We start from the raw sequence: 14088 nt of genomic DNA, 5'->3' as shown, positions 1-14088 counted from the left end.
GAGACCAGTATATCTATCAAAGGTGAGGTTATAGGCCTCACCTTTCTTTTTTAGGAGAACCTGATGAAGGTACTTTCAACGCTATTGATCATACTCACTGCATCAGTATCTCAGGCGGCCCCGGTGAGCAGCGGAGACATCTACATGATCGACGGAGATACGGCTGATATCGGAGGGCAACGGTTTCGGCTGGTTGGCTACGATACGCCCGAGACCTACAAGCCAAGGTGTGGGTACGAGAAAGCGCTAGGAACAGAGGCGACAAAGCGTGCCCGTCAGCTGGTCGATAACGCGGGCAGGGTAGAGGTGGTCGTCCTCCCAGGGCGCGACAAGTACGGTCGAGGACTCGCCCGTTTCTATGTCGCTGGCGTCGATCTGGGCGAGATCCTGATCTCAGAAGGTTTAGCCAGGTCCTACAATGGTGGCCGTCGGTCGAGCTGGTGCAAGTGATAGGGTCAGTGCCGACATAGGTTCACCAGTCCCGTGAACGGTTCGCAAGCGAAGGGTCCGATTGCGGCCGTAGTCCTGGGAGGTCGGGCTTGGAAGGTGTCTCCGGACACGAGCTGCATCATAGCCCAATCTGCTGCTGACATGTCTGGGTCCAATGACATCCTACCTGCTGGCGGGTGATGTGATCCGAGCGGCGTTGAGTTCTGCAGGCCCGTTCTTGGTTCCAGCTTAAAACACTCAATACCAAAAACGTGTTATCATCAGAACGGCTTCAGACTGATCCGAGTCGAGCCGATCTGTGGAGGTGCGTTTGACCGTTCCATCGCTCTTTATTCTGACGCTAGGTTGGGCCGCGATCTTCGGGATTTGGTCAGGTGTTTTAGCGGCCCTCGATTACCTTTTTTTCTTGAGCGTCCTGTCAGGGAAATTCTCGGCGTACTGTGATCGTGTCGCGATCTGGGAGCTGAAACGCTGAATATTTCAGAAGGTCGCGAGACGGGGAGCTGGTATCTTTTTACTCTCCTTATGCGGGTGATTTGAGTGGCGCTGAGTGTTGACGTGGATCGCCAACACTCCCGGCCGAGGATCATTCTCCAAGTTTACTCCAAGTGCCTGTAACCGGGGCTGAAGACACATCGGATGTGGCCTTGGCTACACGGCTCTCACCACCTCCAAAAATCAACTGCATCTTCTGATCGTAGAACGCCCGTGTGATGGTCGCACGGTTTCCAGCGTACCCATGATAAGCAGACTTGCCAGATGTGAGCGGAAGGCCGGCCCAGATGCGCGCCAGGTTGTTCTGATAGGTCGCCAAAGAAATCTTCCCCGATCCAAACTTGTGATGGCCGGCGTCAGCAAGGAGAAGCGCGGCCATTCGGTTCTGAGTGGAGCGGTTGAAGAGAACACCGTCAGGCAGTCCAAGACGTTTTTGCAAATTAAGTAATGTCGAAGGAATGATCTGAAAGTTTCCGATGGCGTGAGGCTGGCCAGGGGTGTCGCCGATCCACTGATAGATTTCTGCCAAGGTCATCTGAGACGGTTGCTTGGCGGGCCGGATTTTGGCGTCATGGTGGATGGAGTCATAGCGACCCTTTGGAGCCTCGGCGAAGGCAATCAGTGCAAAGAGCTGATCGACACTGGATCCTGATGGGAGCTGGAAGGTGCTCGGGGCAGGTGGTCGCTTGCCGGGGCGAGCGCGTTCAAATTCATCGAGAGCGACCCACTGATTTGCCCTGTCCGTGGATCTCCATGGGCTGTGATCGGAGGCGGGGTTTTCCACGAGAGATTTCCGGATCTGAGCCGCTTCTTCGAGGTCAAAACTACCTGAGCTCGACCAGTCATCAGCAAGGATCGCCGTAGGGGGCAGGAGAGCCATCAGGAGCGCAAGGTAGGCCGTCCGTAGCCCAGAGGTGCGGAGGGTAAAGGAAGCGCTCAGCGCCTTCTCGTTGGCGGGCATGAGGCCACGATCTCCTTTGAATATCGGGCCGTCAAAGCTGTGTTCGGCCCTTTGGTCCTCATAAAAGGTCCACACATAACGCAGCAAGCTGTCAGAGCGCATTTTCATATGGCTGCCCACATGAACCTGTATATCTACGAAAACAGCTCCGAAATGCTGATTGCCGATTGACCGATTTTTCCTGAAGTCGCTGACCTCAGGAAAAAATATAGGGCAAACAGGGGCGATATGCCAGCCCTTGCGACGCTCCACACTTTTCTTTTCAGAGCCCTTGTATCGGAAGTTTTGAACTTAATACGGCCCGGCTTAAGAGGGCGCTCCGTTAACTGCAGAGTGGGCGTCATAACTCACTAACCGCCAAAGCTCACGTCTGAAGAACCTGCGTTAACCGCGCCCCCGCAGGAAATGCATCACCCATACGATCAGCAGGTTTCCCGTTCACAAAAACTGATCCTGAGCCCCCCGACAAATTCCGCCCGTGAGCTGGAGCCGGGCAAACACCGCACCCATGGTCTGCATAAGCATCACCTTGACGAACGACATGGTGTGATCGCGGTGGTCGCTCTCCGATGGCGAACGAGGTCTGATAGTATCAGCCTCACCAATCAAAAGCCGTAAGGAGAACGAACATGAGCCATTATGTTGGGTTAAATGTTTCATTGAAAGAAGTTTCGATTTGTGTGGTGGACGCAGGCGGTGAAGTCTTGAACCGCGCGTCTGTGCCGACCGAACCTGATACCATTGCGGAATATGTTGCGCAGAATGCCCCAAGTGCCGAACGCGTTGTGCATGAAAGTGGGGTACTGGCCACCTGGTTGACGCGTGAGCTGGAAAGACGCGGTGTGCCGATCACATGTATCGATGCCCGCATGGCGCACAAGGCGCTGTCAGCGCGCCTCAACAAATCGGACAAGGCGGACGCTGAGGGTCTGGCGCAGCTGGCGCGGACCGGGTGGTTTACGAAAGTCCATATTCGCAGCGAAGCCTCGGACCGTGTGCGGACGCTGGTTGCAGCGCGCGAACGGCTGATCCGCATGCGCAAGGACCTTGAGGCCCACATCCGTGGTGTCCTTAAAACCTTCGGGATCCGCATGGGTCCTGTCTTGCGCGCCCATCATCGCCAGGGGTTCCGTGACCAACTCGCCGAGGCAGGCGCATGTGATCCAATGCGGGGGCTTCTGGCACAGACCATGATACCCATTCACAAAACGCTTTGCGCCTCGGCAGGGGCCCTGGGCGATGAGCTGATGCATGTTGCAAAGCAGAATACACTGGCCCGTCGCCTCATGACGGTGCCGGGCGTCGGCCCACTCGTGGCGCTCAACTTCATCGCAACAATAGATGATGCAAACAGGTTCCGACGATCAACCGATGTCGGCGCGTTCCTTGGCCTGACACCGCGACGATACCAGTCAGGTGAGATCGACAGATCGGGCCGCATCTCCAAATGTGGGGATGCTGAGATGCGCCGCCTGCTGGTCTCTGCCGCAACGTCGCTGATGACGCAGGTCAGGCGGTACTCACCTCTCAAATCCTGGGCAATCCGGCTCAGCGCGCGCAAAGGCTTCAAGAAAGCCGCTGTGGCAACCGCACGCAAAATCGCTGTGATCCTCCATGCGATCTGGCGCGATGGGACTGAGTTCAATTGGACAAAGGAGCCTCTAACCTGACAAACAGCATACCCGCCTGAGGACAGGGCGGGTTCGGCGTCCTCCGGGACGGAGGCAGATCGATCTTGCGTAAAGCGGTCGAGGTGGCGCAACCGGCATCAACCTCGTGAATGACATTCAAGACGATCAGCCCCGGACGCCATCATGAAGCAGCATCGCCTGACTTCGGAGAGAACCACGACCCCGGCGGACAACAAACCCAACGCCCTTGACATAACCGCGATCAGAGAACCGCGATGCGGTTGACGTATGCGTCAGGAGAAGCTCCGGTCGATGGGGTCGGCGGGAAGTGGCATCCGTGACCAGAGCCGATGTCGCCTAATCGAGTTGCTTTTGGCATTATTTGCTCCCCTCCTCCTCGCCAACATCATATTCAGTATCTTTAATTGTTTGCGGCCAAATCTCTATCAAGCTGCTGTCGTTTACTTGGTGTATATCACTCCGAAGCATGCGCGACCTTAGAAAACTGGCTATTTGTGGAGGTGAAGTGCGTAGGAGCTCATAAGGCAAGTCGAAGTTTAGCGGCTCTTTGAGCGCCGCGATCATGGCGCAAATAGGTAGGCTTTTATTGTTACCCGCCTCTGCTATTTCGGCAAGGCTGTTCGTATTAGGCCGTGTTGACAAAAGGGATTCACATCGCGGTTCGGGCATGATTCAAGCTGGTATCTGCGATGGAGACCAGCTTGGCACGAGACCTGATGTCGGACGAGGAATGGGCGTTCTTTGAGCGGTTCATCCTGGCTGTCCGTGCGCCGAACGGGCGCAAGCCGACCAACCACCGGCTTGTTCTTGATGGGATTTTCTGGATTGCCCGCACCGGAGCGCCGTGGCGCGACCTGCCCGAAGAGTTCGTCAAATGGTCGAGCGTCTACCGCCAGTTCCGACGCTGGACACTGGCGGGGCTTTGGGAAGAGATTATGGACGTCCTGAACCATAGCGGGGCCGTGCCGGACGCCCTGCAAATGATCGACAGCACCGTCGTCCGCGCTCATCATCAGGCAGCGGGCGCAAAAGGGGGACTCTGCGCCAAGGTTTTGGCCGCTCAAGAGGTGGTTTCACGACCACGATCCACCTCCGCGTCAATGCAGCGGGCCTGCCCATGAGGAGCGAGATCACTCCGGGCCAGACATCCGATTACCGCGGTTTCGATCTGGTCATGGCCGACAACCTGCCGGAGCCGAGCGTCTTGCTGGCAGATAGAGGTTATGATGCTGACAGCATTTGGAAAAAGATGGAGGTGCGCGACGTGCTCGCCCAAATTCCTATGCGCAAATCACGTAAGATGCGCGTCGGTGTAGATCACTCGCTGTACTCCTTGCGAAACCTTGTCGAACGGTGCTTCAACGGGCTGAAAAAACGCACGCCGGGTCGCCACACGCTACGACAAAACCGCTGAAAGCTTCCTGGGCTTCGTCGACATCACATCTATCCGCCTCTGGGTCCGCCTTTTGTCAACATGACCTAGGGAACAATGATGGATTAATAAAACGTGCTGGACGTTCAAATTCAGGAGTGGGCTTGAGTGGGAAAGCAGAAGCTCTCCAACTGCTCCACACATTCTCAATTTGCGCTCCTTTACACCACGAAAGAGCTAACGCGCCGTAAACAGTCATCCCAACATTTTCACAAAACACTTGCCATTTCTGAGCATCAAAATTCACTAGTTTTTTCATAGCTTTCATGTTGAAGGCATCCAGCGCATCCCCATTCGTTATTCTTGGCTCGGAGCCCTGAGAGTTGAACTGCGTGTTGGCACTGCTATGTATAATAGACCATACTATTGGAGCCGTTGTCTCACCATCATCAAATAAAGATGTTTGGTATTTAAAGTTCATGCGAACTCCTATCAGGGTTTCAAATTCCGCTCATGGCAAGCAGCAATCTCATTGCGAACGTCATCGAGACTATCCATGGGGTCGCCCCTCATTAGATGAACAGGTAAAGTGCATCTTCCATAAAGCTTAAATTTCTCCTGAAGTCGTGGAATGCAACGAAACCCTTCCAGTCTCGGAAGTGTACTACAAGCTTTCAGGGCTTCACGAACGAAAATAAACTGGCCCAACTCATCTGAGTTAACTTCCTTCTCGTATTGCACCGGATCGTAGAAAAGAGAAGAAGCGGGAATTGATTTATTGGGGGGGCGATATGAGCACCGCTACAAACATCGGAGTTCACAACAGGAATCATCACTCGTGGATCATCAAGTAGTTTCGTGTTCTCCGATGCCATCACAGTTGCTCGCTCAAAGGAGAAGAACTGAAGGGTATCAACATCCAAGAGATTTTCATCTCCACTAGATAGATAGACCTCATCATAAAGAAGAGCCAACTCCATCTCAGATAGGGAAACTATCCCTGGCTTTTCCTTCTCAACCAACCCTTCAAATACAGCCTTAAAGAAGTTTAGAAGCTCCTCCTCTCCAAAGTGTTTAAAGTCACCCTGTAACTCATTGAAGTTTTGGCGAAGATGATTTCGCACTGATCCAAATCAGCAACTGCAAACGAATAATATGCAACCGATAGGTCGCTCGCTTCATTTTTAGGCTTGTAGTCCTTTATAGATGCTTGAATCTCTTCCCTGTGCGACTCTCTGTATTCAGGGTTATCGATGGCGATATATAGCTGTTGTTCCAGTAACGTCGGACTATCTGGGGTTCGATTTGGTGATGGATGACAACCTGCCAGAGCCGCGCGTGCTACTGGCCGATCGGGGCTATGACGCTGATCGCATTCGAAATACCATGCGCGAGCGCAATGTCATGCCCCAAATTCCGATGCGCAAAACCCGCAAGATGCGCGTCGGAGTCGATCATGGGCTGTACCGGCTGAGGAGCTTGGTCGAGCGCTGCTTCAACAAACTCAAAAACGCCCGCCGTGTCGCCACCCGATACGACAAAACCGCAGAAAGCTACTTTGGTTTCATCGACATAACTTCGATCCGGCTCTGGGTGCGCCATTTGTCAACATGACCTAAGGCCGCTCAGATCAACTTTCGCAACTGCGATAGAATTCAATGCGCCTAGACGCTAGAAACTGAACAGCTCGGTAGGGTTGGTTTGCAATATAGCTTGCTGAAGTTTGTGTTCAGGGATCGCTCGCAACAATGCTGCGGACAGATCAGGCACTCTTGGCTGATTTGCTCCACCCAACATGATGAATGGCCAGTCGCTTCCCCAGATGCAACGAGTTGGATTGACGGCAAGCGCGGCACGGACAAAGGAGTCAGCTTCAGAAAAGGGGCTTTCGCTGAAGCGGTAGACTCCCGAGAGTTTGAGCCAGACGCGGTCATCGGCTAGCAATGATAGCAGTTGGCTGAAGCCTGCCTCATTCGGGCCCGCGGCCATATCCGGCCAGCCCATGTGGTCGATCACGGTGTCGCATTCCAGCTGTTTCAGGGCGGGAGCGATTTCCGTCATGTGTTTGTGACTGTGCAGCAAGATCTGCACATGCATTCCGCGGGCACGCAGCCTCGGCGCCAGGGCTTGCGTGCCACGCCAGTCAAGAGTGCCTCCATGCACATAGTTTAAGCGCACTCCCTTGAAGCCGTCTTGGGCCATTTTATCAAGCTGGGTTTCGCTAACTTCATTGTCGACAAGTCCTATAGCCCGGAAGTTGGTCTGGCCCAGCTGACGGATGGCCTCTGCTGTAATGCTGTTGTCGAGGCCATAGAGCATGGAATGCACTATGACACCACGTGACAGACCCAGCGACCGCAGATGCGTGCGGTACTGGTCCAGCCAGTAGTGCAGAGAGCCTTGTTCGGGGTCTTCTGCGCGGCTTGATGATAAGGGGAACCGGGGATCATATCCGATCATGTGAGCGTGGCAGTCACAACCTCCGTCAATATCGCCGAACGGCTTGGCATCCGTGATGACCTGCTGAGTGGTTTCGGCGTCAGGCATGCCGGTTCTCCTGATTGTTCGGGGCCAGCCAGTCTAGGGATGGCGGCGCGGGGATGATCCCTGTCGGATTGATGTGAAGGTGAGTTCGGAAGTAATGGGTCATGCATGCCTTCAGATCGAAGGTTTCGGCCACGCCGGGGAGCTGGTGCGTGTGGGCCAGAAAGCGGCTGAGCGCCGGCATGTCCGCTATCCTGCGGGTGGTGGTGCGAAACAGTGGGATATAGATTGCGTCATAGCGCGCCAGTGAGGTGTAAAGCATGAAATCCGCCTCGGTCAGAATGTCTCCGAGCAGCCAGCGGTTCTGGGCCAGATGCGCGTCCCAGTAATCGAGCGCAGTCTCCAACTGGTGCAGTGCGGTGTCGTAGACTTGCTGGTCACGGGCAAAGCCGCATTTGTAGACAGCAGAGGTGACGCCTGAGTAGATCTCGTCGATCATTGCCGTAATCTGCGCGGTTGCAGCATCGGGCAACAGGTTGCTGACTGCCAACGCATGTGCATCAAACTCCGAGTTGAACATCGCAAAGATGTCGCGCGTATTGTTGGACAGTATGCAACCCCGTTCGAGATCATACAGCACCGGCGTTGAGGCTCTACCGGTATAGCTGGGGTCGCTGGCCTGATAGGTTTCGTATAGAAACCGAAATCCGGTTAGCGGTTCGGGCTGGTCTGGCCGAGTAGAGCGAAACACGCGGCCATGGTCCCCCATTTCCGGTAGCACGGACACGGTCGGTACGACAGTTTCAAGGCCTTTCATCCGGTGCAGCATCGAGACCCGCTGTGCCAGTGGGCAGCCGGGGCATTCGATCAGCAGGTAGCGGCCGGGGGTCGGCGGAAAAGGCGTAGAGCCGTCTGCCGAGACCCGTCCGCGGAAGCCTTCTTTGCGCGGTTCCCAGCCAGAAGCGCCGATCTGCCGTTGGGTTCCGCTGATCCATTTGCCATTGACGAGCTGTCCCATTTCGCGAGCCTCCTTGACCTTGCTCTAAATGTACACGTTTACTTTTGTTTAGGCGTGCGTATATCACAAGCGCATGCTATTGAACGATATTTATCCGTCATTGAAATAATTTCATAGCAATGGACACGTGTACATTTTATGTGTCAGCATCAGGGCGACGTTATCGAGTCGGCCGCAGGTCCGGACCATCAGGGAGTAAAAATATGAAAATCGACCGTATAATTACTGCAGCGCTTGTCGTCGCTTTTCCGGCTGTGGCCGGTGCCGATGAGGTGCGCCTGCCGCAGCAGATGACCTGGGCAAGCTATGACAGCCAGTCCATCGTCTATGCAGAATCGATCGCTATCGGGAAGGTGCTGGAGGGCCACTATGGAATGAAGCTGCAGGTGGTTCCGGTGCGCAACGGGTTTTCCCGGATGCTGCCGCTGCTTTCTAGCAAGGCGGATATCGTCACCACCGGCAGTGATGGCTATTTTGCCCAGGAGGGCGCGTTCATCTTTGCCAAGCAGGGCTACGGTCCGCAGCGCCTGCGGCTGGTTTCCTACAATGAAATCAACCCCGGCAATGGTGCCGCGGTCACCGCCGACAGCGGCATCCGGACCTGGGCCGACGCCAAGGGCAAACGGGTCGCTGTGGTGCAGGGTAGCGCAGCCTCGGCCAAGGTCGTCGAGGCCTCGCTGGCCTTTGCAGGCCTGACCTGGGGCGACGTGGTGCGGGTTCCGGTGTCGTCCTGGTCAGCGGGCCAGGAAGCGCTTATCAACGGCCAAGCGGATATTGCTGCCGCCAATACCACCTCGCCCAGCGTCGAGCGTCTGGCCAACTCGCCGCGTGGCATCTTCTGGCCGCCGACGGCCCATGACGACACCAAGGGCTGGGAGCGGCTGACCGCCGTTGCGCCCTATGTCCAGAAGGCCGAGATCTGCCAGGGCATCGGTATCCCCGAGGGCGAGTGCGTAGAGATCAACGGCTATGGCTACCCGGAGTATCTGGCCCGCCCGGATCTGTCCGATGACACGGTCTACGCGCTGATCAAGGCGATGGACGTGCATGCCGAGGAAATGGCAACGGCCTTTCCCCGCGCCAAAGGGTATGCTTTTGACAAGCAGCGGATGCAGCAGGCTTGGCCCTGGCATGATGGCGCCATCCGCTATTTCAAGGAAAAAGGCGTGTGGGATGCCGATGCTCAAGCGCATCACAACATGTTGCTGAAGCGGCAGGATGTGCTGGCGGCTGCCTGGCAGGAGCTGAACGTGGGCGAAGTGCCGGGGGATGAGGCCGATTTTGCCGCCAAGTGGTCCGAAATCCGCGCCAAGCATCTGCGTGAGGCCGGGCTGGCGGTCGTCTATGACGACGTTTGGAACTTCTGAATAACTCTCTTCCCCCGACTGCGGCTCGGCGTTCTGTCGGGCCGATTTTTCCCGAGGTCCGTCCCATGACTGATGCTGCCCCTTCGTCTAACGCGCCTGAACAGGGCCGCCAGCGCCGGCTTTCACCGGGCTGGCAGGCCGTGGTTGGCCTTGCCGCTGCCGCCAGCATCGCGATGGTGGTCTACATGGTGTTCAACCTAGGCCTTTATGCCGGGTATATTCCAATCCAAGCGGTGTATTTCTACGCCGCGCTGACACTGTTGTGCCCGTTGGTGTTCATCCTGTTTCCCGCCCATAAGGGTGCGCCGCGCGACCGAGTGCCGTGGTATGACGTGGCGCTGTTTCTGGTGTTTCTGGCCGCGGGAGCGGTCTGTACCTTCAACACGCGGACGATATTTGACTACGGCTGGGATTACCTGGCGCCGGATTGGGCGCTGTGGATGGCGCTGGCGGTCTGGCTTCTGATGCTGGAAGCAACGCGCCGGGCGGCCGGGTTCGCGGTGTTTGCGGTTGTCGCGGTGGCCAGCTTTTACCCGTGGTTCGGCAGCGCCTCCTTCCTGGGCCTGTTCCAGGTGCCGGGCAGCACGTTGTTGGAAACCGCGCAATACCACCTGTTCGGCACCGAAAGCCTGATCGGCGTACCGATGCAGGCACTGGTTAATATCGTGATCGGCTTTCTGCTGTTCGGCGTCGCGCTGCAAAAGACCGGCGCCGGGCAGTTCTTCATTGATCTGTCCTTTGCAATCCTTGGCGGCACCCGCGGCGGGCCGGCCAAGGTTGCGGTTCTCTCCAGCGGGCTGATGGGGTCGATCAGCGGCAGCCCCGTCACCAATGTGGTGACCACCGGCTCAATGACCATTCCCGCGATGCGCAAGGTCGGCTTCCCGGCAGTCACCGCCGGCGCGATCGAGGCCTGCGCCTCGACCGGCGGGGTGCTGATGCCGCCAGTCATGGGGGCCACAGCCTTTATCATGGCGACCTATCTGGAGATTTCCTACCAGACCATCGCCCTAGCGGCGATCATCCCGTCGTTTCTGTTCTTTCTGGGCCTGTTCCTGCAGATCGATGCCATGGCCGCACGCAAGGGGTTGGTGGGCTTTCCCCGGGAAGAACTGCCGCGTCTGCGCAGCGTGCTGCGCGACGGCTGGTATTTCCTGCTGGCGCTGGTCCTGCTGGTCTGGCTGCTGTTCTTTCTGAAGCAAGAGTCGCGCGCGCCTTTTTTTGCCACGCTGGCACTGATCGCGCTGAACCAGCTGAATCCGACCCGGCGCTGGGGGCTGCGCGACCTGGCAGCCTTTGCCGTGGATTGCGGCCGCCTGTTTGTCGAAATCGCGACCATCCTGGCGGGCGTCGGGTTGCTGCTGGGCGCCTTGGTGCTAACCGGCAAGGTCGGATCCCTGGCCTATGACCTGATTGCGATGGCGGGGGACAACACCTTGGTGCTGCTGCTGGCCGGAGCGCTGACCAGCATGATCCTGGGCATGGGGATGACCATCAGCGCCGCCTATCTATTCCTTGCAATCGCCTTGGCGCCGGCGCTGACTGAAAGCGGGCTCAACGTCCTCGCCATCCATATGTTCATGCTTTACTGGGGTATGATTTCCTACATCACGCCGCCCATTGCCTTTGCGGCCTTTGCTGCGGCGCCGATCAGCGGATCCTCGTCGATGAAAACCGGAATTGAGGCGATGCGCCTAGGCACCATTATCTATTTTATTCCCTTCTTCTTTGTTCTCAACCCGGCGCTGATCGGGCAGGGCAGCATGGCCGAGATCCTGTCTGTGCTGGGCACGGCGGTGATCGGCGTCCTGCTGCTTTCGTCAGCGCTGCAGGGGTATCTGCTGGGAGTTGGCCGGCTGGGCGGCGGTGGCTTGTTTCAATGGCCGATCCGGATGGCGCTGTTTGCAGCGGGCCTGCTGCTGCTGGTGCCGGGCGGTGAGAACTTCGGCAACATCGGGGCCGGCAGCTTTCTTGTGGCAGCGCTGGTCTGCATCATGGCTGCACTGCTGCTGCAGATGGCGCCGAGCTTTTTGCGGAAACATCAGGCATGAACGGCAAGGGGATGCGGCACAAGGCAACCTCAGCCGATGTGGCTAGGCTGGCAGGGGTCTCGCGGGCAACGGTTTCGCGCTGTTTTTCCGAGGCTGACACGGTGCGCAAGGACACCCGCGATCGGGTTATGCAGGCGGCTCGCGACCTCGGCTATGAACCGAACCAGCTGGCCCGGATGCTGCAGACGCGCACCAGCGATATGGTGGCGGTGCTGACGGCTGACTTTGCCAACCCGTTCCAGCCGGCTCTGCTGGAGGCCCTGACCGGCGGACTGGCCGAGATGGGAAAGATGCCGCTGCTGCTGAAAGCAGAGCTGACGCCGGATGCGGCGGATGACCTAGTGCAGGTGGCGCTGGCCTACCGGGTTGCTGCCGTGGTGGTGACGGTTCTGCCGGTGTCCGATCTGGCGATCCGGCGCTGCGTCGAGGCGGAAACACCGCTGATCCTGTTGAACCGGGTGGCGGAAGACAGCCAGGCGATTTCGATCTGCGGCGACCTTCAGGCCGGCGCGCGGCGCGCTGCGGACGTGCTGGCTGATGGCGGGCACCGGCGCATCAGCATGATCACCGGCCGTGCCGGGCACTGGACAACCCGGATGCGGCGCGGCGGCTTTAGCCACCGGCTGGACGAGCACGGGATTGATCTGCTTGCTCAGACATCGGGCGATTATAGCTACAGCGGCGGCTTCCAGGCCGCGCTTCAGATCATGGAGGCCTTCCCGCAAACCGATGCCATCTATGCCTGCAACGATGCTATGGCCTGCGGCGCGATGGATGCGCTGCGCAGCCGCCTGGGCCGCAAGGTGCCCGATGACGTTGCGGTTCTGGGTTTTGATAACGTGCCGGTTGCGGGCTGGGAGGGCTATGGGCTGAGCACCATCCACCAGCCGATCAACAGGCTGATCGGCAATGTTTGCAAGCTTCTTGAAACCCCCGACCGGGGCCTGTCGCAGGCAGGCATGGTGATGCTGGAGGGGTGCCGCTTTGTTCAGCGTGGCAGCACCCGCCCGGTGCCGCTGCAGACAGGAGACATCGACGGCTGCGCCGTCCCGAAAAAAGGAACAGACATTTGACCGGCCATATCGCAATCATCGGCAATTCCATGCTCAATATCGGCGCTGTAATGGCGGCGGATCTTACGCTCGGCGGTGAGGACACGCGGCTGTTCCTGTGGCCTGATCAGGCGGAGCTGGCTGAGGAGGCTGCGGCCAATGGCGGCCTCACGCTGCTAGAGCCGCGTGCGCAGACACAATCCGGCCAGACCGGCTTGGCTGCGCCGCGGATTGTGACCGGATCTCCGGCAGAGGCGGTTGAGGGGGCCGCGCTGGTAGTCATGGATGTGACCGGCGACGAGGTTGAGCGCCGCTTCCGCGATTTGCTGCCGTATCTCTCGGATGGGCAGGTGGTGCATGTGAACACGCACGGCTACTGGCCTTCGCTGCGTGTGGCGGCGATGCTGCGCAAAGCGGGCAAGTTCGGCGTGACCCTGACCGAAGGGGTGACGCCGTCTATCGCCGCCGGGCGCGAGGGCGCGGTGATCACGCCGCATACCCTGCGCCAGAACGTTTTGGCGGCGGCTTTTCCCGCCAACCGCAGCGAGCAGGCCCGGGTGCAGCTGCACCGGATTTTCCACAGCTTCGAGATGGCCCGGGACGTTCTGCACAGCAACCTGTCGGGGATGAATTTCCTCATCCATCCCGGCATTGCGCTGGTAAACATCGGCTATTTCGATCGGGCGGGCAGCCGGGGTGAAAAGATAAGCTTCTACGGCACAGGCAACACCGAGAACGCCATGCGTATGACCGAGCTGCTAGATGCCGAGCGCCCCGGCGTGGCCGCACAGCTGGATGTGCCCTGTCCCAGCGTGGCAGAACAGGTCTCGAAGATCTACGGGCTGGAGCATAAACCTCTGGGCGCGCTTGTGGCTGAAGTTCCCTTTTACCGGGACTTGCCGCCGCTGCCTGCCGATGTGTGGAAGGCCTGGATGCGGTGGGACATTCCCAATGCGCATGTGCCTTTCGTGCTGCTGGCCGAGGCCTTGGGCCAGCCCGCTCCGCTGCATCGCGCTTTGGTGGAAATCATGGATGGTTTGGTGGGGATGTCTTCGTGGCAGGACGGGGTCACGCTGTCCCGGCTGGGGCTGGAGGGCATGACGGCAGATGCAATGACCCGTTTAGTCAGGACGGGCCAAGCCTAGCGTCTGGAGCAAAGCCCCCAGCATAGAAAGATGCTGTGCTG

Annotated in this window: 11 protein-coding genes and 2 pseudogenes; 8 read left to right on the top strand and 5 right to left on the bottom strand. The window is 58.0% G+C overall.

Annotation, left to right across the window (positions count from 1 at the left end):
• The first annotated feature begins 63 nt into the window (after positions 1-63).
• Entirely contained in the window at positions 64-450 is a 387-nt protein-coding gene (locus tag R1T40_RS21880) for a thermonuclease family protein (RefSeq protein WP_106165033.1), read from the top strand.
• A gap of 586 nt (positions 451-1036) precedes the next feature.
• Here R1T40_RS21880 and R1T40_RS21875 read toward each other — a convergent pair.
• The gene (locus R1T40_RS21875) at positions 1037-2158 is read right to left on the bottom strand and encodes a hypothetical protein (protein ID WP_317387102.1); all 1122 of its coding nucleotides are present in this window, start codon (positions 2156-2158) and stop codon (positions 1037-1039) included.
• Positions 2159-2535: 377 nt separating this feature from the next.
• Here R1T40_RS21875 and R1T40_RS21870 point away from each other — a divergent pair, with 377 nt between their 5' ends.
• Positions 2536-3576: an IS110 family RNA-guided transposase gene (locus tag R1T40_RS21870; protein WP_317387101.1), complete on the top strand. Its 1041-nt coding sequence runs from the start codon at positions 2536-2538 to the stop codon at positions 3574-3576.
• A 671-nt stretch (positions 3577-4247) separates the two neighbouring features.
• Positions 4248-5036, top strand: a pseudogene (locus tag R1T40_RS21865) (IS5 family transposase).
• On the opposite strand, the gene R1T40_RS21860 reads toward R1T40_RS21865, so the two are convergent.
• A complete protein-coding gene (locus R1T40_RS21860) occupies positions 5028-5411 on the bottom strand; it encodes a hypothetical protein (protein WP_317387100.1) in 384 nt (127 codons plus the stop codon). The pseudogene R1T40_RS21865 and the gene R1T40_RS21860 overlap by 9 nt on opposite strands.
• Before the next feature lie 193 nt (positions 5412-5604).
• On the bottom strand, positions 5605-6054 hold the full coding sequence (locus tag R1T40_RS21855; RefSeq protein ID WP_317387099.1) for a hypothetical protein: 450 nt from the start codon (positions 6052-6054) through the stop codon (positions 5605-5607).
• 160 nt (positions 6055-6214) lie between these two features.
• On the opposite strand from R1T40_RS21855, the pseudogene R1T40_RS21850 reads away from it, so the two are divergent.
• Positions 6215-6544, top strand: a pseudogene (locus R1T40_RS21850) (transposase); the annotation flags it as partial.
• Positions 6545-6601: 57 nt separating this feature from the next.
• Here the strand turns inward: R1T40_RS21850 and R1T40_RS21845 are convergent.
• A complete protein-coding gene (locus tag R1T40_RS21845; RefSeq protein WP_317387098.1) occupies positions 6602-7477 on the bottom strand; it encodes an amidohydrolase family protein in 876 nt (291 codons plus the stop codon).
• On the bottom strand, positions 7470-8432 hold the full coding sequence (locus R1T40_RS21840; protein ID WP_317387097.1) for a glutathione S-transferase C-terminal domain-containing protein: 963 nt from the start codon (positions 8430-8432) through the stop codon (positions 7470-7472). The genes R1T40_RS21845 and R1T40_RS21840 overlap by 8 nt, the downstream gene beginning before the upstream one ends.
• A 203-nt stretch (positions 8433-8635) precedes the next feature.
• Here R1T40_RS21840 and R1T40_RS21835 point away from each other — a divergent pair, with 203 nt between their 5' ends.
• The 4 genes from R1T40_RS21835 to R1T40_RS21820 all read left to right on the top strand — a co-directional run bounded on the left by R1T40_RS21835 (position 8636) and on the right by R1T40_RS21820 (position 14047).
• The gene (locus R1T40_RS21835; RefSeq protein ID WP_317387096.1) at positions 8636-9799 is read left to right on the top strand and encodes a TAXI family TRAP transporter solute-binding subunit; all 1164 of its coding nucleotides are present in this window, start codon (positions 8636-8638) and stop codon (positions 9797-9799) included.
• Between the two features lie 65 nt (positions 9800-9864).
• On the top strand, positions 9865-11850 hold the full coding sequence (locus R1T40_RS21830) for a TRAP transporter permease (RefSeq protein ID WP_317387095.1): 1986 nt from the start codon (positions 9865-9867) through the stop codon (positions 11848-11850).
• A complete protein-coding gene (locus R1T40_RS21825) occupies positions 11847-12923 on the top strand; it encodes a LacI family DNA-binding transcriptional regulator (protein ID WP_317387094.1) in 1077 nt (358 codons plus the stop codon). Before R1T40_RS21830 ends, R1T40_RS21825 begins: the two co-directional genes overlap by 4 nt.
• The gene (locus R1T40_RS21820) at positions 12920-14047 is read left to right on the top strand and encodes an NAD/NADP octopine/nopaline dehydrogenase family protein (RefSeq protein ID WP_317387093.1); all 1128 of its coding nucleotides are present in this window, start codon (positions 12920-12922) and stop codon (positions 14045-14047) included. Before R1T40_RS21825 ends, R1T40_RS21820 begins: the two co-directional genes overlap by 4 nt.
• Positions 14048-14088 lie beyond the last annotated feature (41 nt).

This window comes from Tritonibacter scottomollicae (assembly GCF_032924845.1).
GTDB lineage: Bacteria > Pseudomonadota > Alphaproteobacteria > Rhodobacterales > Rhodobacteraceae > Epibacterium > Epibacterium scottomollicae.
This window is presented reverse-complemented; position numbering and strand designations above follow the sequence as displayed.